General features: G+C 70.2%; 17 protein-coding genes and 1 riboswitch. Of the genes, 9 read left to right on the plus strand and 8 right to left on the minus strand.

What is annotated here, in order from left to right; genetic code table 11:
* Window positions 1–86: 86 nt before the first annotated feature.
* Window positions 87–1,487 (minus strand): uracil-xanthine permease family protein, encoded by a 1,401-nt coding sequence (locus HRL51_RS11160; RefSeq protein ID WP_172119137.1) that lies wholly within the window; start codon window positions 1,485–1,487, stop codon window positions 87–89.
* Window positions 1,488–1,692: 205 nt separating this feature from the next.
* Here HRL51_RS11160 and HRL51_RS11165 point away from each other — a divergent pair, with 205 nt between their 5' ends.
* Complete coding sequence (locus HRL51_RS11165) at window positions 1,693–2,097, plus strand: DUF4190 domain-containing protein (protein ID WP_244960180.1); 405 nt, start codon at window positions 1,693–1,695, stop codon at window positions 2,095–2,097.
* 118 nt (window positions 2,098–2,215) lie between these two features.
* Window positions 2,216–2,956 (plus strand): glutamine amidotransferase-related protein, encoded by a 741-nt coding sequence (locus HRL51_RS11170; RefSeq protein WP_172119135.1) that lies wholly within the window; start codon window positions 2,216–2,218, stop codon window positions 2,954–2,956.
* A 168-nt stretch (window positions 2,957–3,124) separates the two neighbouring features.
* Here HRL51_RS11170 and HRL51_RS11175 read toward each other — a convergent pair whose 3' ends face one another.
* The 4 genes from HRL51_RS11175 to HRL51_RS11190 all read right to left on the minus strand — a co-directional run bounded on the left by HRL51_RS11175 (window position 3,125) and on the right by HRL51_RS11190 (window position 5,896).
* Complete coding sequence (locus HRL51_RS11175; protein ID WP_172119134.1) at window positions 3,125–3,808, minus strand: SDR family oxidoreductase; 684 nt, start codon at window positions 3,806–3,808, stop codon at window positions 3,125–3,127.
* 100 nt (window positions 3,809–3,908) lie between these two features.
* Entirely contained in the window at window positions 3,909–4,640 is a 732-nt protein-coding gene (locus HRL51_RS11180) for a glutamine amidotransferase (RefSeq protein WP_172119133.1), read from the minus strand.
* A 61-nt stretch (window positions 4,641–4,701) separates the two neighbouring features.
* Window positions 4,702–5,556: a phosphorylase family protein gene (locus HRL51_RS11185; RefSeq protein WP_172191839.1), complete on the minus strand. Its 855-nt coding sequence runs from the start codon at window positions 5,554–5,556 to the stop codon at window positions 4,702–4,704.
* A 112-nt stretch (window positions 5,557–5,668) separates the two neighbouring features.
* Entirely contained in the window at window positions 5,669–5,896 is a 228-nt protein-coding gene (locus HRL51_RS11190; protein WP_172191840.1) for a hypothetical protein, read from the minus strand.
* Between the two features lie 6 nt (window positions 5,897–5,902).
* Between HRL51_RS11190 and HRL51_RS11195 the strand changes: the two genes are divergently transcribed.
* The 3 genes from HRL51_RS11195 to HRL51_RS11205 all read left to right on the plus strand — a co-directional run bounded on the left by HRL51_RS11195 (window position 5,903) and on the right by HRL51_RS11205 (window position 10,442).
* Window positions 5,903–6,109: a lyase family protein gene (locus HRL51_RS11195; RefSeq protein ID WP_172191842.1), complete on the plus strand. Its 207-nt coding sequence runs from the start codon at window positions 5,903–5,905 to the stop codon at window positions 6,107–6,109.
* A gap of 76 nt (window positions 6,110–6,185) precedes the next feature.
* Window positions 6,186–8,882 (plus strand): ATP-dependent helicase HrpB, encoded by a 2,697-nt coding sequence (gene hrpB / locus HRL51_RS11200; protein ID WP_172191844.1) that lies wholly within the window; start codon window positions 6,186–6,188, stop codon window positions 8,880–8,882.
* A gap of 123 nt (window positions 8,883–9,005) precedes the next feature.
* Entirely contained in the window at window positions 9,006–10,442 is a 1,437-nt protein-coding gene (locus HRL51_RS11205) for an amidohydrolase (protein WP_172191846.1), read from the plus strand.
* Window positions 10,443–10,557: 115 nt separating this feature from the next.
* On the opposite strand, the gene HRL51_RS11210 is transcribed toward HRL51_RS11205, so the two are convergent.
* Complete coding sequence (locus HRL51_RS11210; RefSeq protein ID WP_172191848.1) at window positions 10,558–12,267, minus strand: DUF885 domain-containing protein; 1,710 nt, start codon at window positions 12,265–12,267, stop codon at window positions 10,558–10,560.
* A 167-nt stretch (window positions 12,268–12,434) separates the two neighbouring features.
* Here HRL51_RS11210 and HRL51_RS11215 point away from each other — a divergent pair, with 167 nt between their 5' ends.
* On the plus strand, window positions 12,435–13,118 hold the full coding sequence (locus tag HRL51_RS11215; protein WP_172119126.1) for a low molecular weight protein-tyrosine-phosphatase: 684 nt from the start codon (window positions 12,435–12,437) through the stop codon (window positions 13,116–13,118).
* 128 nt (window positions 13,119–13,246) lie between these two features.
* On the opposite strand, the gene HRL51_RS11220 is transcribed toward HRL51_RS11215, so the two are convergent.
* Complete coding sequence (locus HRL51_RS11220) at window positions 13,247–14,251, minus strand: alpha/beta hydrolase (RefSeq protein ID WP_172119125.1); 1,005 nt, start codon at window positions 14,249–14,251, stop codon at window positions 13,247–13,249.
* Between the two features lie 145 nt (window positions 14,252–14,396).
* Window positions 14,397–14,489: riboswitch (SAM riboswitch) on the plus strand.
* Between the two features lie 5 nt (window positions 14,490–14,494).
* Here HRL51_RS11220 and HRL51_RS11225 point away from each other — a divergent pair.
* The 3 genes from HRL51_RS11225 to HRL51_RS11235 all read left to right on the plus strand — a co-directional run bounded on the left by HRL51_RS11225 (window position 14,495) and on the right by HRL51_RS11235 (window position 17,290).
* Window positions 14,495–15,574: a methionine ABC transporter ATP-binding protein gene (locus tag HRL51_RS11225; protein WP_235953982.1), complete on the plus strand. Its 1,080-nt coding sequence runs from the start codon at window positions 14,495–14,497 to the stop codon at window positions 15,572–15,574.
* Entirely contained in the window at window positions 15,571–16,302 is a 732-nt protein-coding gene (locus tag HRL51_RS11230) for a methionine ABC transporter permease (RefSeq protein WP_235953981.1), read from the plus strand. The genes HRL51_RS11225 and HRL51_RS11230 overlap by 4 nt, the downstream gene beginning before the upstream one ends.
* Before the next feature lie 97 nt (window positions 16,303–16,399).
* A complete protein-coding gene (locus HRL51_RS11235; protein ID WP_172191850.1) occupies window positions 16,400–17,290 on the plus strand; it encodes a MetQ/NlpA family ABC transporter substrate-binding protein in 891 nt (296 codons plus the stop codon).
* Window positions 17,291–17,429: 139 nt separating this feature from the next.
* Here the strand turns inward: HRL51_RS11235 and upp are convergent, their stop codons facing one another.
* On the minus strand, window positions 17,430–18,068 hold the full coding sequence (upp, locus tag HRL51_RS11240) for a uracil phosphoribosyltransferase (RefSeq protein ID WP_172119122.1): 639 nt from the start codon (window positions 18,066–18,068) through the stop codon (window positions 17,430–17,432).
* Window positions 18,069–18,207: the final 139 nt, after the last annotated feature.

Below are 18,207 nucleotides of genomic sequence, written 5' to 3' on the forward strand. Positions count from 1 at the left end.
CGTGCTTCCCGGAACCTGGGAAGCACGCCCCCATCACGTGGGTACGCCCAAGACGTCTACAGCACGCCTCTCACCGCGCTCAGTGCTCAGTCCTTCTTACGCGCGCGGGTCGCGTAGGCCGGCCCCTCCAGCTCGGTTCCTGCCGGCGCCGAGGCAGGCGAGGCCTGCTCCAGGTTGGTCCCACGAACCTTCGAGATCCAGCGCATGGCGTGGTAGATCGCGATAGCGGCCGCCGAGCCCATGGCGATGCCTGTGAAGGTCATGTCACCCCAGTGCCAGGTGTAGTCAGCGATGGCCACGACCATGGCGATCGCCGCAGTGTTGAGGTTGACCGGGTCGGAGAAGTCCACACGGTTCTGCACCCAGATCCGCACACCGAGCATGCCGATCATGCCGTACAGGATCGTGGCCGCGCCACCGAGGACGCCAGCGGGGATCGTGGCGATGATGACGCCGAACTTCGGCAGCATGGACAGGCCTAGCGCCGTGATCGCGGCGACGACGTAGGCCGCGGTGGAGTACACGCGCGTCGCTGCCATGACGCCGATGTTCTCGGCGTAGGTCGTGGTGCCCGAGCCGCCGCCGGTACCGGCCAGCATCGTGGACAGACCGTCAGCGAACAGGGCCCGCCCCGTCACGTCGTCGAGGTTCTCGCCCGTCATAGCGGACACGGACTTCACGTGCCCGATGTTCTCGGCCACGAGCACGAGCACCACCGGGACGAACAGGCCCAGCAGACTGAGGTCGAAGGCAGGGGCCCTGAAGGTCGGGGCGCCCACCCAGTCCGCCGAGGCGATGGCAGAGAAGTCGACCTCATCGCGCACGCAGGCGGTGGCGTAACCGATGAGCACACCGATGAGGATCGCCAGGCGTCCGATGATGCCCTTGAACAGCACGGTGATGACAAGGATCGCCACAATAGTGACCAACGCGGTGACCGGCGCGGTCTTGACGTTGTTCCAGGCTGAGGGCGCCAGGTTGAAGCCGATCAGGGAGACGATCGCGCCGGTCACGATGGGAGGCATGAGCCGGTCGATCCAGCCTGCGCCCGCGAAGTGGACGATCAGGCCCACCACGACCAGGGCGGCACCTGCGCTGATGACTCCACCCTGCGCCAGTGAGGCCAGGTGGGGGTCGATGGCCTCTCCGCCGCCGGCCACGTATCCGGTCACGGCGCCGATGGGGGCGATCAGGGCGAAGGAGGACCCCAGGTAGCTGGGCAGACGCCCCGCCGTGATCCCCAGGAAGAGGAGGGTCCCCACGCCGGTGAAGAACAGCGTGGTCGAGGGCTCAAAGCCGGTGAGCAGCGGGACGAGGAAGGTGGCGCCGAACATGGCGACGACGTGCTGGACACCGATGCCGATCGTACGAGGCCAGGTCAGGCGCTCAGCCGGGGAGACAACCTCACCGGGAGCAATGGAACGGCCGTCGCCGTGCAGGCGCCAACCGCGTGCACGAGCAGGGCGGTCTGGGGAGGAGGTGGGCACAAGAGCTCCTGTCGCGAGTGGGTCGGGGTGGGTGGCGGCATGGGAGCATGCCTCCCGTGCCGAGCGACAGGGCCCGGCAGAGCCCTGCCGGGTCTCCAGTCTAGACGGCTCAGCCCCCACCTACCTGCCCACCCCGTGGCGTCGTCGGACACAGGGACGCCGGCGCCACCCTTGCCCTTCGGCGCCCATGAGGCATGATGGACGGGTGACGACGCCGCAGCCCGCCTTCTCCTCCAGCGCCTCAGCCCCAGCGCCGGGCCTGTCCGCCGGCGCCCGTACCGGCGGCGCCACGCCGTCGTACCCCCATGCCGCACCGCGTCGCCCCTTTCCTGGCACGGAAGAGCTGCGGGCCGCTGAGATCTTCTCCGGCCCCGGCTACCAGGCCCCGCACCCACGCACCAACCCGCTAGCCGTGGCCGGGCTCGTGACCGCCCTGCTGTCCTTCATCCCTGCGCTCGGACTCATCGCGATCGCGCTGGGAGCCGCGTCCTTGCGCACTATCCGCCGCCACTACCAGACCGGCGAGGCCCTCGCCTGGTTCGCGATCGTCGTCGGATCCGCCTCCTGCGCCTTCTGGCTCGTAGTCACGCTGCTGGTAGCGGTGATCTAGCCCCCGGAGGCCGGCGTTCATCCGGCCCCGGCCCCGTCTGTCCCCTCACCTCAGGACTCAGCCCTCCCGCCTGGTGGGACACCTCTGTGCGGAGGCCTCAGAGCCTTACAGTGGACCCGTGAAGCCCTTCATCATGGTGTCGACGCGTCCGGAGATCGAGGCTGCCGAGCAGGAGTACGAGTCCTTCCTGCTGCAGGGCGGCCTGGAGAAGGACCAGCTCCAGCACGTGCGCCTGGAGGAGGTCGACTTCCTCAGCGCCTTCCAGGCCGGAGACGTCTCAGGCGTCCTGATCGGCGGCAGCCCCTACGACCTGTCCACCGCCGAGGCCTCCAAGACCCGCACGCAGGTGCGCATGGAGGAGCAGGTCCGCGAGCTGCTGTCGGTGGCTCTCAAGGAGGGCGTGCCAGTGCTCACCACCGGCTTCGGGCTGGAGGTGCTCGCCGGGTACCTGGGTACTGAGACCTCACACCGCTACGCCGAGGACCTGGGCGCCACGGACATCTTCCTCACCGCCGAAGGACGAGCGGACCCTCTGCTGGAGGGGATGCCACAGACCTTCACCGCCTTCGTCGGGCACCACGAGGGTGCTGTGGCCGTGCCGGAGCACGCTACGCTCCTGGCCAGCTCCGCGGACTGCCCGGTCCACATGATCCGGGTGGGCAGGAACGTCTACGGCACCCAGTTCAACCCGGAGCTGGACGTCGAGCGCTTCCTGCAGCGTGTGTCCATCTACGCCGACGCCGGCTACGGGGACCCGGGCCTGATCGACGACGTCCTGACCGAGGCCCGCACCAGCGTGGACGAGCACCAGGCCGGACGAGTTATCCGCCGCTTCGTCGAGTACTTCGCCCAGGACTGAGCAGGCAGACGCGGGACCCAGGAGCCTACGACCGTGTCGTGTGCCTGGAGCGCGGGCAGGTCCTGCCCCGCGTCGAGGGCGGGACGAGCCAGCTCCTCGCAGCCGTCGCCGACCGCCTGACGGGCTGAGGGAGGGCGGGCCGGGCCAGGGGTCCGGCCCGCCCTCTTCTCAGGACAGGTCCGCGTAGTCCTGCGGGACCTGGGCCAGGGCCTGGGCGATCGGGGTGCTGCCGTCGCGGAAGGGGATGACCTTGCGAATCGTGGCGTCGTCCTCCAGGGCGCCGAGGATGACGCGGGCGACGTTCTCGCGCGAGGTCAGCAGGGAGCCACCGTCCTCGGTGCGCTCCACCGTGATCTCACCGGAGGCCGGCTCGGTGGTCAGCGTGCCGGGCCCCAGGATCGTCCAGTCGAGGTCGCTGGCCACCAGGTGGCGGTCGGCGTCGAGCTTGGCCATGGCGTAGGTATGGAGCGGGTGGTCGGCCGGTACCGGCTCGTCGCCGTAGGAACCCGCCCACGAGACCATGAGGTAGCGGCGCACTCCGGCCTGCCGAGCGGCCTCCATCGAGCGGATGGCAGCCTGACGGTCGACGGCGTCCGTACGCTCCGGGCCTCCCTTGCCACCGGCTCCCGCGGACCAGACGACGGCGTCCGCGCCGTCGAGGGCCGAGGCCAGCGCCTCCTGGGTCGCGTCCTCGACGCTGAGCAGCAGCGGACGCGCGCCTGCGGCCTCAACCTCGTCAGCGTGCTCAGGGTTGCGGATCACGGACACGATCTCGTAGCCGGCGTCGCGCAGGAGCGTGGAGGCTGCGAGCGCGACCTTGCCGTGGCCACCGAAGATGACGACACGGGACATAGCAGAACCTTTCTCACGACGGAATCATCGTGGGGAGCAACAGCCTGGCGCCCAGCGTCATTCCCGGGCCACGCCTTCCTCGCCGGTACCGGGTAAGGGCTCAGCGGGCGTAGATCTCCACGAAGTTGCGCAGCACCACCCAGGACTGGCTCACGTCCTGGGCCCGGGTCCACGCCTGGACGCTGGCCAGCTCGTCGGGGGCGAAGTAGCCGTGGTCGGCGTAGAAGGCCTGGCGGTGCGCGAAGGCCTCTCCGTCGAGCTCAGGGTGGAACTGGGTGGCGTACAGGTTCTTCCTGATGCGCAGCATCTGGATCGGGCACGCCTGCGAGGTCGCCAGGACCACGGCACCCGGTGGCGGCACGCTGATCGCGTCGTTGTGCGCCACAAAGGCCCGGAAGGTGCTGGTCATCCCGGCGCACAGGGGGTCTGCCAGCCCCTCGGTCGTCAGGGTGATCTCGGGGGCGTCCACCTCCTCGGCGTAGCGGGAGTCGATGACGGCGCCCTGGTGGCGGGCCAAGGTCCCGATGCCGTAGCAGGCACCGAGGAACGGGAAGTCCTCGGCCACGAGCCGGTCCAGCAGAGCGTCGAACTCCGCCTCCACGCGCAGCTGGACGGCGGACTTCTCCTCCTGCGGGGTGGTGGTGTTGAAGGGGGAGCCTCCCACCATGATCCCGGACCACTGGCTGAGGTCGAGGTCCGGCATGGGCTCGGCCTCCAGGCGGTGGCGGACGAGCTCGCGCTCGCTCAGGCCGGTGCGCGCGAGGAAGGCCGCGTACTCGCCGTCGGCGGGTCCGTCGTCGTCTCGTGTGGCCAGCAGGAGGAAGGGCTTCATGGTCCTGGAGCCTATCGGTCGGTGTCGGGGGCAGACGGCACGTCCGGGTGCTGGGCAGAGCTCAGCGCAGCGTCGACAGCACCGTCTCGACCGCCGCGCGCACGACGTCGGGAGCCGGCCGGTGCGCCGACCTCGCGTCCTGGCTCGGAGCGGCTGCAGCACGCCGGCCGGTGCGCCGACCAGAGGCTCCCGGGTGCGTCGCGACCACGTGGTCGACGTAGGCCAGGCCGGACACGCGCACACCACGTCCCGCCAGGGTCATCGCCTCAGCCACGCTGTCCATGACGACGGCGTCGGCCCCCAGCCGGCCGACGATCGCAGCCTCCGACCTGCTGGGACGCACCGGACCTGGCACGAGCCCGACCACGCCCATACCTCGCACCCCGCCGATCCGGGCAAGGTCCTCCGCCAGGTCCTCGTCCCACACAGCCTCCAGGGGGGCAGTGGCAGGGAAAAGGGGTGCGCCGGTGAGGTTGAGGTGGTCAGCGACGGCCAGGAAGTCACCCAGGGACGTCGCACCCAGGCTCGAGGCCCGCGTCACCAGCACAGCCGCGCGCACACCCGCGCCCGCGGCCAGCCGTGCCAGCCCCGTCACACGGCGCGAGGGCTTGCCCTCGTACAGGCAGGTGCGTCCGCGAGCCACGAGGACTCCCAGGCCTCCGCGGTCGTAGGAGGTCAGCAGATCCTCCTGACCCGGCACCTGCGGGGCAGAGACGCCAGGGAGGAAGGACAGGCGCACGCGGGAGGCGGGGCGCCCCCAGGCGGCGTCGAGCTCGGTCAGCAGAGCAGGCTCAGCCACGACCAGCAGGTCGTGACGAGGCCGACCCGTGGCGAGGAGGATGGAAGCAGCCGTGGGGTCCTCGTCCCAGGTACCGGGGTGAGCGCCTGCGGTAACGCCGGTGGGCTTGGGCGACACGGCTCCTCCTCATCGCGTGGGTGAATGCCTCCGACCTCGAGGGTACCTGTCGCCCACGTCCCGGGAACCCGCTGCCAGGTGGAGCACAGCGCGGGACGGCTCACACCCGCGTCTACGAGGTGACGTAGCTTCCGGCGCGCTCGAAGAACTCCTCGATCCTGCCCGCTCGCTCGTCAGCGCCCTCCACACGTACGGAGATCGCGTCCAGGAGGGCTTCCAGCACGGCCATGAGCGGGACCCGGCTACGGAACATCGGGCTGGCCTGGCTCGTGATCGCCAGCAGGTGGTCAGCCTCTGCCGTGGTGCCGAGCTGGAGGGGCCCCTTCTTCTGACCGAGCACGTCCTCATGGAGCTCGCTCCTGCCATCGGCCACGAGAAGGCGCACGACGTCCTGCAGGAGTACGTCACGCAGTACCAGCGCACAGGCGTGAGCCTGCGTGAGTACCTGGATTCACGTCCGGACACCCGCGAGGCTGTGGCTGGTATCGACCTGGAGGCCGCCACGGACCTGCGCAGCTACCTGGGCCTGGCTCGCGAGGTCGCCAGGCTCTAGGAGCACCACCCCCTCAACCGGCTGGGCCGGACAGCAGTGCCTGACACTCGCTGTCCGGCCCGGTCACAATGGCCGCGTGAGCAGCACGCCGTCCGGACCTCCCCCCGACCCCATCGCCCGTCTGCTGGCCGACCCGCCGCAGCTGCCGGTCGTGGCCGGCCTGCCGCACCTGCGTGAGCTGCTCACCACGGCGACGACGTCGGGGCAGGCCAGGTCCGTCGTCGTCACCGCCCCGCCCGGCACAGGAAAGACGACCCTCGTGCCCCCGCTCGTGGCTGACGTCGCGCGCCAGTCCGCTGACGTCCCAGGATCTCCAGTCCCCGGCCGCGTCCTGGTCACCCAGCCGCGTCGCATGGCCGCTCGCGCCGCGGCACGGCGCCTGGCCAGCCTGCTGGGGGAGAAGGTCGGACAGAGCGTGGGCTACGCCGTGCGCGGCGACCGACGCGCAAGCGCCTCCACCCGGATCGAGGTGGTGACCGCAGGACTGGCGCTACGCAGGCTGCAGGCCGACCCGGACCTGCCGGGCGTGTCCGCCGTCGTCCTGGACGAGGTCCACGAGCGCTCCCTGGAGGGCGACCTCCTGCTGGCGCTGCTGCTGGACGCCCGGGCCCTGCGCGAGGACCTCATGGTCGTGGCGATGTCCGCGACCGTGGACCTCGCGCGCCTGCCGCGGATGCTGGGCGAGGACGGCGCTCAGGCCCCGGTCCTCGACGTCCCCTCCGCCCTGCACCCGCTCCAGGAGCGCTGGGCGCCACCGCCCACGAGCGCCCCACGGCTCGGGCCCCGCGGTGTTCCTCGCGAGTTCCTGGCCCACGTCGCCGCCACGACGCTCCAGGCGCTTGAGGATCCCGGGGACGTGCTGGTCTTCCTTCCCGGCGCTCGCGAGGTTGACGACGTCGTCACCCGGCTGCGCGCGCAGGCTCCCCGCGACGTGGACGTCCTGCCGTTGCACGGCCGCCTGGGGCCCAAGGCTCAGGACGAGGCGCTCGCTCCCTCACTGTCGGGACGACGCCGGGTGGTCGTCTCCACGAACGTTGCCGAGTCCTCCCTGACGGTTCCGGGAGTGCGGGTCGTCGTCGACTCCACGCTGGCGCGCGAGCCTCGCGTGGACGTGGCCTCCGGTATCTCCGGCCTGGTGACGGTGGGTGCCTCCCGGGCCGAGGGAACCCAGCGTGGTGGGCGCGCCGGGCGCGAGGGCCCGGGTGTGGTGGTGCGCTGCTGCTCCCCGGCGGACTGGGCCCGCTCCCCTCAGGCGCCTACGCCGGAGATCCTGTCCTCAGACCTGACACGTACCGCGCTGGAGCTGGCGGTCTGGGGCGCCCCCGGCGGGCACGGACTGGCGTGGATCGACGCCCCGCCGCCGCCGGCGATGGCGGTGGCGGCCCGCGCTCTGGACGATCTGGGCCTGGTCACGCAGGACGGCGGTGTGACGCCCCTGGGACGTGCTGTGGCCGCGGTACCGACGGAGGTCAGGCAGGCACGGGCGCTGCTCCTGGCCTCCAGGATCCTGGGGGCGCGTCGTGCCGCGGAGACGACGGCGTTGCTGACCTCCGGTCTCAGGGCGAGCGGAGGGGACCTCACCGCGCTGGCTCGCTCGGTGCGGCACGGTGGCGAGGGTGCGAGCCTGTGGCGCGAGGAGGCCAGGCGCCTGGAACGAGCCGCCGGTCATGGTGAGCTCCTGGGGGTGGACGAGCTGGACGCCGTCGTCACCGTGCAGGCTGGTGGGGAGACGGGCGAGCCCTCCTGGTCGGGCGCTGACGCCGTCGGGCTCGTGGCGGCCCTGGCCCACCCGCAGTGGATCGCGCGCCGCCGTGGTCCTGTGCCCGCCGCTGGCCAGGAGGCACGGTACGTCAGCGTCGGAGGCGTCGGGATGCGGGTCGCAGCCGGCTCTGCGCTGGCAGCCTCCCAGTGGCTGGCCGTGGCTGAGGTCGACCGGGCCCCTGGCCGCTCCGAGGCCCTGGTGCGAGGCGCAGCCCCTGTGGACCAGGACCTGGCCCTCGCCGTCGCCGGAAGGTGGCTGGAGGAGAGCGAGGAGGTAGCCTGGGAGGAGGACCGGCTACGAGCGCGACAGGTCCGCTCCCTCGGTGCCATCACGCTGTCCCAGACCCCGTTGTCCGCGCCATCAGCCGACGCCGCGGCCAACGCCGTCGTCGCGCGCTGCCTTGAGGAAGGGCTGGGCTTCCTGCCCTGGGGCGGCGGCAAGCACCCTGCCAGCGTCCTGCGGGCTCGGCTGACGCTGCTGCACAAGGCGCTTGGTGAGCCGTGGCCTGCTGTGGACGACGAGGCCCTGCTCGCACGCGTGGATGAATGGCTCGTTCCGGCAGTGCGAGCTGCTGCGAGCAGGGACAAGCGTCTGGACGTGGGGCGCATCGACCTGACCGAGGCCCTGCGCGGCCTCCTGCCCTGGCCAGAGGCTGCCAGGCTCGACGAGCTGGCTCCCGAGCGGCTCACGGTCCCCTCCGGGTCGCAGGTCCGCCTGAGCTACCTCGACGAGCAGGGTGAGGTCCTGGAGCGGCCGGTCCTGGCGGTACGGGTCCAGGAGTGCTTCGGCTGGAAGGACACTCCGCGAGTGGCTGACTCCCGCGTCGGCGTGCTGCTGCACCTGCTCTCGCCCGCGCGCCGGCCCGTGGCAGTCACTGACGACCTGCGCTCCTTCTGGGAGGGGCCCTATCAGCAGGTGCGCCGCGAGCTGCGCGGACGCTACCCCAAGCACGCCTGGCCCGAGGACCCGTGGACGGCTCCGGCCGTCCGGGGGACCAGGCGTCGGGGCTGAACCCCACTCCACCATCGCAATCGTGGTTTTCTGTTCTGGATCGGGGGTTACGACGCGCGTATCCCCCGGTCCAGAACACGAAACCCCGGTTCTGATGGTCCGGGAGCCGCGCACAATGTGCTCATGAGCCAGCTGCGCGACCTGTCCTGTCCCACGACCCCCTCCAGCGCCGTCCAGGAGCTCATGGCCTCCGAGACGGCAGTGCGGCAGGAAAGCGTGCCTGCCGCCGCCGCGCTGTCAGAGGCCTGCGGGGCCCAGGCGGAGGTACGCGCAGAGCTGGCCAGCATCGTCGAGGGGCTGGCCCCCGAGATCGTCGCCCTCTCGCGGGACGTCCATGCCCACCCAGAGGTCGGCTACACCGAGCACCACGCCGTCGCGGCCGTGGCAGCCCTGCTGCGCAGGCACGGCATCGAGCCGGACGAGGGCGTCTTCGGGATGGAGACCGCGCTGCGCGCGCAGGTGGGCCCGGCCAGGTCCGCAGAGACAGGGCGCACCCACGGCAGCACAGCTGATGGGGCCAAGGCGGGCGTCGGCACTGAGGCGAGCGACGGCGTCGGCACCATCGCGATCCTGGCGGAATTCGACGCCCTGCCCGGCATCGGGCACGGTTGCGGGCACAACGTCATGTGCGCCAGCTCGGTGGGTGCCTTCCTCGCGCTGGCCGAGCTGGAGCGCTGCCGTCCCGGGACCCTTCCCGGCCGCGTCGTGCTACAGACCACCCCGGCCGAGGAGAGCGACACCGCCAAGGAGCGCCTGGCCGTGGCCGGGATGCTCGACGGCGTGGACGCCGCCATCCAGACCCACTCCTACGCCCACGACGTGGTCGACCAGCCCTGGCTCGGCGTGCGCCGGATCCGGGCCGTGTTCACCGGCGTGCCCGCGCACGCCGCCTCCCAGCCCTTCATGGGGCGCAACGCCCTGGACGCCGCCACCCTGACCCTGACGGGGATCGGTCTGCTGCGCCAGCAGATCACGCCCTGGGACCGGGTCCACGCCGTCGTGGTCGACGGCGGACAGGTCGCCAACATCATCCCCGAGCGCACCGAGCTGTCGATGTTCGTGCGCTCGAAGTACGCCGCCACGCTCAAGGACCTCGTCACGAGGGTCGAGGACGTGCTGCGCGGTGCCGCGCTCATGACCGGGACCGGTCTGGAGATCATCACCGCCGACTACTCCAACGAGATGCCGGTGCGCTCCAACGGCCCGCTGCTGGAGTCCTGGACCCGTGCCCAGCGCGCCCGGGGCCGCGACCCGCTGGCTCCCGGCGTCCTGCCGGAGCAGGTCGCCGCGGGCACCGACTTCGGCAACGTCTCTCAGCGAGTGCCCGGCATCCACCCGCTCGTCAAGGTCACCGAGAGCGGGGACGTCGCCCTGCACACCCGTGAGATGGCGGCGGCTGCGGGCTCCACCACCGGTGACGCCGCCGCTGTCGACGGTGCCTACGGCCTGGCAGCAGTGGCGCTGGACTGGCTCTCAGACACCGACCTTCGCGAGGCCGTGCGAGCCGATTTCGAGGCCAGTGGGGGCGTGGTCGACGTCGAGCACTTCTGGGACGAGTGAGACTGCCACCTTCAGTAACGGGGTTTTGTGTACTGGATCGGTGCCTACGCAGGTCGTAGGCACCGATCCAGTACACAAAACCCCGGTTTTCATGGTTGGTCTCCAGCTCTCAGATTCAGCTCGCAAGCGCCTGCCGCAGGACGTCCAGGCCCACGCTGCCCAGGCGCAGGGCGCGCATGTGGAAGTCCTTGAGGCTCGTGCCCCGGGCGACCGCCTCGTCGCGTACCTGCTCCCACAGCCGCTGGCCGACGGCGTAGCTCGGTGCCTGCCCCGGCCAGCCGAGGTAGCGGTCAAGCTCGAAGCGCAGGAACCCTTCGCTCATCGCCACGTTCTCACGCAGGAACGCCCAGGCCGACCCATAGTCCCAGCGCCCCTCGCCGACCCCGGGCAGGGACGCCAGCTCAGCAGGACGCTCCTTGCCCAGGTGCACGCCGATGTCAAGCACGACGCGAGCCGCACGCAGGCGCTGGGAGTCGAGCATGCCCATCCGGTCACCCGGGTCGTCCTGGAAGCCGAGGTCCGCCATGAGCTTCTCGGCGTACAGCGCCCATCCCTCACCGTGCCCGGAGACCCAGCAGCCCAGCCGCCGCCAGGAGTTGAGCTCCTCGCGCACGTAGGTCTGCATACCCACCTGCAGGTGGTGGCCGGGCACTCCCTCGTGGAAGACCGTGGTGCGCTCCTGCCACGCGGCGAAGGTGTCGGTCCCCTCAGGCACTGACCACCACATCCGGCCAAGTCGGCTGAAGTCGTCCGAGGGGCCGGTGTAGTAGATGCCGCCAGTCGCCGAGGGCGCGATCATGCACTCCAGGGTCCGTAGCGGCTCGGGGACGTCGAAGTGGGTGCCGTCCAGCGCGGCGACCGCCGCGTCGGAGGTCTCCTGCATCCACTGCCTGAGGGCCTTCGTACCGTGGATGGTGCGAGCCGGGTCCTCGTTGAGGCGGTCCAGGGCCTCGCGCACGCTCGTGCCCGGCCCGTAGAGCCGGCTCGCGATCTCCCGCTGCTCCGCGTCGATCGCCGCCAGGCGCTCGCGGCCCCACTCGTAGGTCTCGTCCAGGTCGACGACGGCGCCCAGGAACTCTCGGCTGAAGCGAGCGTAACGCTCAGGCCCCACGCCGTCGGCCTCGCCCGCGACCGGCAGGATCTCGGCCTCCAGCACCCGGGCGACCTCCTCGTAGCCCTGGCGCGCGGCCGTGGAGGCCGCCTCGAGGTCAGCCTTGAGGGCCTCGGACAGCTCGCCGCCGTCGGCCAGACGGGCCTCGGCGACCAGGGTCGTGTACGAGCTCGTGGCCACCCCGGCCTGGTCCCGGGCCTGCTCGATGCAGGCACGTACCTGGCGCTGGGCGGCGACGTCTCCGCGGGAGGCTGCCAGGCGCAGAGAGGTGGCGTACTCGCCCAGGGCGCGCGGGACGTCGCGCAGGCAGGAGGCGAAGTCCGCCCAGTCCGCCTCGGTGGCGGTGGGCAGGTTGTCGAAGAGGTCGCGCAGCCCCTGGATCGGCGAGGCGATGTTGTCCAGCGAGCGCAGACGCTCACCAGCCTCAGCCAGCTCGATGGCGACGCCAAGGCGCTCGCGCATGGCCGCCACGGTGACGCGGTCGACGTCATCAGTCGGCTCGACGCCGTCAAGCTCCGCCAGCGTACTGCGGTCGAGCTCGGTAGCGGCCTGAAGGGCGTCAGGCGAGTACCCGTCCAGGACACCGCGCCTGCCGGGCAGCCCGACGGAGACGGCGAGCTCAGGGGAGATCTCGCACAGGCGGGCCATGTAGCGCTCGGCGACCTCGTCGACGGCAGTGGGGCGACGCGAAGGCAGGGGCTGGGTCTCAGTCATGTCCCGAGGGTACGGCCCCTGGGCACGACGCACCCGCCATCTGACCTCGCTCCTCATCTGACCTCGCTCCTGCGGCCTCGCCCGGGTCCAGGCCGGCGTCTCCAGGAGCCCACCTGGAGCCACGCTGCCGTCACCGCACGGTCAGCCCGGCTTGGAAGGCTCGCACCATGAGCGAGACCATGACCCTCATGTCACCTGTCATCACGCCCGCCGACCTGCCCGCCCCACGTACCGCTGACGCCCCTTACCGGGTGGTCATGGTGTGCACCGGCAACATCTGCCGCTCCGCCATGGCCGAGATGGTCCTCATTGACCGCCTGACGGCTGCAGGCGTCCCCACCGACGGCGCCGACGGCGTCCTGGTCACCTCCGCGGGGGTCTCAGACGAGGAGCTGGGAAACCCCGTGGACCGCAGGGCCCGCCGGGTGCTTGCTGACCACGGCTACGGCACCGGGTCCTCCCCCACCGACCTCGCTGTCTCAACCGCGATCGCCACGCACCACGCCCACCGCCTATCCGACTCTGAGCTGGCTGGAGCCGACCTGCTGATGGCCATGACCTGTGCCCACCGGCGCGAGATGCTGAGTCGGGCCGAGAGGCTGGGCGTGGAGACCTCACGTGTCCGGATGTTCCGTGAGATGGATCCACGCGTCCTGGCTGAGCGCCAGGCGATCGCCGACGGGGCCAGCCACCGCTCCCTGGGCACCCTGGACGTCCCGGACCCGTGGTACGGGACGGTGGACGACTTCATTCAGACCCTGGAGGTGGTGGAGCGGGTGAGTGACGCCCTGGCGCCGGCGCTGGTGGAGCTGGCTGCTGAGAGGAGCCGGGCCTCTCAGGTCAGGCCCTGAGCAGCCGGGCTGCGCCCGCACCGACGTCGTCCCCTCTCCCGCATCTTGTCGCTTCAGGCCCTGAACAGTCGAGCCCGGTGCCGCGAGCACGGAGATCGACTGTTCAGGGCCTGAAGCGACGGGAGTCCTCAGCCCAGACGGGCGGTGAGCCAGGTTGTCAGCGCCTGGACATACTGTGTGCGGGCGGGTTCTGGACTAAGCGCGAGGTCATGAACGCCTCCCTCGATCTGACGGACCGTGACGTCATTGCCCAGGTAGGGAGCGCGGGCAATCATCTGCTCCACGCTCAGGACGACGTCGCAGCGCAACGCCTCCTCGCGCGTGACCTTCGGGCCCGCGGACGCCGTCGAGCAGCACAGCAGGATCGGGACCTCGATACCCAGGCCGTGGTGGACCTCGCGCTGAAGCCGACGGATTCCCGCCAGGAAGCCGGCACGCACCGGGAAGGAGGGGCTGGGCTTGAGGGTGAGGTCCCAGTCCCACTCGCCGCCCCACTGGCGGTGGAGGCTGCGGACGTAGACATCTGTCTCCTCGGCCTCAGCTTCGGCGGGGTTGGCGACCTCCCGCTCCGGGTCCCGTCGTGAGAGGAGGTCAACGAAGGCAGAGCCGTAGGAGCGCATGAGGGCGGAGGAATTGAGGTCCAGCCACGGGGAATTCAGGGTGACCGCCTCAACACCGCCCGGGTGGTCCGCCGCCCAGATGACCGCCTGCAGGCCGCCGGTGGAGTGGGCATTGAGAACGACGACGTCGTGCCCGTGCTCCTGACGGATGATCCGCAGGGACTCGGCCACCTCCTCGTCGTGGACGCGCAGGTCCCGTACGTCATGCGGTGACCAGTAGCCCAGGCCAGCACGTCCGCAGGCGCGCAGATCCAGGGCGTAGAACTCATAGCCCGCCTCATCTAGAGCGTCGGCCAGCCAGGTCTGGAAGAAGTAGTCGCTCCGGCCGTGGATGTAGAGCACGGCACGTGAGTGCCGTGGCCTGGCACCCGCCGGCGTAGCGGCCTGGCGGCGATAGACCAGCATGGCGTGGTCGGCGCCGGGAGCAGCCGCGGACTCAGCCACGGTGATGCGGTGGGCGAGCCAGGGTTCGCCCAGGATGTCGGTCGTGACATTCGCGCTGGTGACACTCATACCCTGATCCTGACATCCCACAAGGGATGTCTGCAGCATGTGCATCGTCCACCGGGCCCGCCCCACCCCGGCAGTCCCGCGTGACGTTCGTCCCACTGGAGGGTGCGCACTTGAACAGCTCTGTCTGCGCTGCCTATCGTTGCCGTGGCCATCCAGAGCAACCGAGAGACCTGGCTCGACGACGTTGCAGCAACCCCCGCTCACGCGGTGAGGGTGCTTCCGCCAGGACCGATGGAGGAGAGTATGAGCGCAGTCTCGGCACATCCCACTGCCATCGGCGTCCCCGACGGCACTGACGCGGCGGACGCCCGCACGGCAGGGTCCAGCGAGCCCATGATCTCCTTGCGCGACGTCCACAAGGTCTACCGTCTGTCCGACGGCCGCGAGGTCCGCGCCCTGGACGGACTGAGCCTGGACATCCAGCCCGGCACGATCCACGGCATCGTCGGCACCTCGGGTGCCGGCAAGTCCACCCTGGTGCGGTGCCTGACCAGCCTGGAGCCTGTGACGAGTGGGACCGTGCGTGTGGCAGGCAAGGACATGTCCTCACTGTCACCACGCCAGCTGCGTGAGGCCCGCCGTTCCATCGGCATGGTCTTCCAGCACGCCAACCTCCTGGAGCAGCGCACCACCGCCCAGAACATCGCCTACCCGCTGGCCATGGCCGGGGTGCGCAAGGGCTCACGCCATGAGACCGTGGAGAGGATGCTGGACCTGGTGGGTCTGGCTGACCGCGGCGCCTCCTACCCCGCTCAGCTCTCCGGCGGTCAGAAGCAGCGCGTCGGCATCGCCCGCGCACTGGCCGATCAGCCCTCGGTGCTGCTGTGCGACGAGCCAACCAGTGCCCTGGACCCCGAGACCACGCGCGCGATCCTGGAGCTTATCCGTGACGTGCGCGACCGCCTTGGCGTCACCGTCGTCATCATCACCCACGAGATGAGCGTGGTCCGCGCGATCTGTGACTCCGTGAGCCTGCTGGAGGCGGGCCGCATCGTCGAGTCCGGCCCCATTGAGGAGGTCGTCTCGAATGTCACCTCACGCTTGTCCCACGAGCTTGTCCCGGTGCCGGTCATCCCCGACGGTGCGGTGCACGAGGGCGAGGCCGTCATCGACGTTGCCCTGACAGCCCACCCCGGCCAGCCCGCGGCCGCCCAGGTCCTGGCCCTGGTCGCCGAGCAGGGCGCGGACGTGGCCGGCGGTGTCTTCGAGACCCTTGGCCAGGCCCAGATCGGCCGCCTGGCACTGACTCTTCCCGCCGAGCGGGCTCAGGAGGCCCTTCGCGTCCTAGCAGACGCCGGCGTCGTCGCGGAGGTGCGCGCATGAGCATCCTGACCACTGCTGTGGCGAGCCCACTGGCCACCAGCCTGCTCGCCACGGCTGAGGACGGCACCTGGTTCGAGCGCAAGGTCATCCAGCGCAAGCTCGTCTCCGCCACCATGGAGACCCTGGGCATGACCTTTGTGTCTGGCGCGCTCACGATTGTCTTCGGCCTGCTGCTGGGCCTGGCGCTGGTGTCCACGGGCAAGCGCGGCCAGCACCGCAACCGGGCCGTCTACGAGGTCCTGTCCCAGATCGTCAACTTCGGCCGCTCCATGCCCTTCATCATCCTGCTGGTCGCCATCATGAGCTTCACCCGCTTCCTGCTGGGGACCTCGATCGGCTGGCAGGCGGCCTGCGTGCCACTGACGGTTGGCGCGATCCCCTTCTACGCCCGGTTGGTCGAGACCGCGATCTACGACGTCGACCACGGCAAGGTCGAGGCCGCCCTCATGATGGGGGCCTCGGGCCGCCAGATCACCTGGGGCGTGCTCGTGCGTGAGGCCTTGCCCACCCTCATCTCCTCGGCCACCGTCACCATCGTGACGCTGTTGGGCTACTCCGCTATGGCTGGCACGGTCGGCGGCGGCGGTCTGGGGGACCTGGCGATCCAGTACGGCCACAACCGCAACTGGACCGACGTCATCATCATCACCGTCGTCGTCATCGCCGTCATTGTGGCGGTCATCCAGATCGTCGGCGACATGCTGGCGCGCGTCGTCGACCACCGCTGACGGCCAGTGCCATCGCACCGTCATCATCCGCACCTCGGCACCAACCTCTGACCATCACAGACTTCCTGATCCCATCAAGAGAATAGGAACTGACACTATGTCCCTCACGATCTCCCGCCGCTCCGCCGTCGCCGGTGGCCTGGCCGCTGCCCTGGCCGCCACGCTCGCTGCCTGCGGCAAGGGCTCCGACTCTAGCTCTACCTCATCAGCTGCCTCTGGCAGCTCCGACAGCGCGGTCAAGGGCATCACTGTCGACGGTGACGTCACCACCATCACCGTCGGCGCCACCCCCAACCCGCACGTCGAGATGCTGCAGTGGATCCAGGACAACCTGGCTGCTGACGCCGGCCTCAAGCTGGACATCGTCGAGATCACTGACTACCAGACCCCCAACTCCTCCCTGGCGGACGGCTCCCTGGCGGCGAACTTCTACCAGACCCCCAACTTCCTCAAGCAGCAGGAGGAGGAGAAGGGCTACGACTTCGAGGCCATCGCAGACGTCCACATCGAGCCGATGGGCATCTACTCCGCGAAGTACGCCTCGCTCAGCGAGATCCCCGAGGGCGGCCAGATCGTCCTCAACAACGACCCAGCCAACACCGCCCGAGGCCTGAAGCTGCTGGAGCAGGCTGGCCTCATCAAGCTCGACGGGTCCGTTGAGCTGGCCTCGGACCTCGACGTCACCGACAACCCCAAGAACCTCACCTTCACCACGGTTGACGGTGCCCAGGTTGCTCGCGCCATGGAGGATGCCGACGCCGCGGTCATCAACGGCAACTACGCCCTGGAGGCCGGTCTCAAGCCCAACGAGGACGCCCTGGAGCTGGAGAAGGCCGAGGGCTCGCCCTACGTCAACCAGCTCGTCGTCCGCACCGAGGACAAGGACAACGAGGCTCTCAAGAAGCTTGCCAACCTCATGAGTGACGACGCCTTCCGCACCTGGATCAAGGAGAAGTGGACCGACGGCTCGGTCCTGCCCGCTTTCTGATCCTCTCCCACCCATCAGGCTCGACGGCGTCGCCCGCCTCGCGAACGCCCGTTCCGATGCCCTGGGTCGCGACGACGGCGGGGAGCAGCTCAATGCTGCTCCCCGCCGTCGTCGTTGAGGTCCTTGGCTCCCCTCAGGGTCAGTCGACGATGCCGTAGAGACGGTCGCCGGCGTCACCCAGGCCGGGGACGATGTAGGAGTGCTCGTTGAGGCGTTCGTCCACTGCCGCGGTCACCACCGTGACGTTCGCGCGGCTGCCGACGGCCTTCTCCAGCTGCTTGACCCCTTCGGGCGCGGAGATGAGACAGATCGCGGTCACGTCGCGGGCGCCGCGCTCCAGGAGGTAATCGATGGCAGCGACGAGGGTGTGGCCGGTGGCGAGCATAGGGTCGACGACGAAGCACTGACGTCCAGATAGGTCGTCCGGGAGCCGGTTGGCGTAGGTCTCGACCTCAAGGGTGTCCTCATCGCGCTTCATACCTAGGAACCCAACCTCAGCGGTGGGCAGCAGGCGCGTCATGCCCTCCAGCATGCCCAGGCCGGCGCGCAGGATAGGCACGACGATCGGGCGCGGGCCGGCCAGGTGGCGGCAGCTGGCGACGGCGACCGGGGTCTGGATATCAACCTCCTCCGTACGCACGTCCCGGGTGGCCTCGTAGGCCAGGAGGGTCACCAGCTCATCAACGAGCTGGCGGAAGACGGCAGAGGGAGTCTCCCTGTCCCGCAGGACGGAGAGCTTGTGGTCGATGAGCGGGTGGTCGGCAACGTGCAGGCGCATAGGGCCAGGTTACGGCGTCGGACGCCCTTGTGTGATCCAGGCAGTGGTCCGAGCTGCTCCCGCCTCCGAGCCGCCCCTGAGCCGGGGCACAGCGGCGCTCTGGACCGGGGAGCGTGATCTCCGGTCCAGAGCGCGACCG

This window comes from Actinomyces faecalis (assembly GCF_013184985.2).
GTDB classification, from domain to species: domain Bacteria; phylum Actinomycetota; class Actinomycetes; order Actinomycetales; family Actinomycetaceae; genus Actinomyces; species Actinomyces faecalis.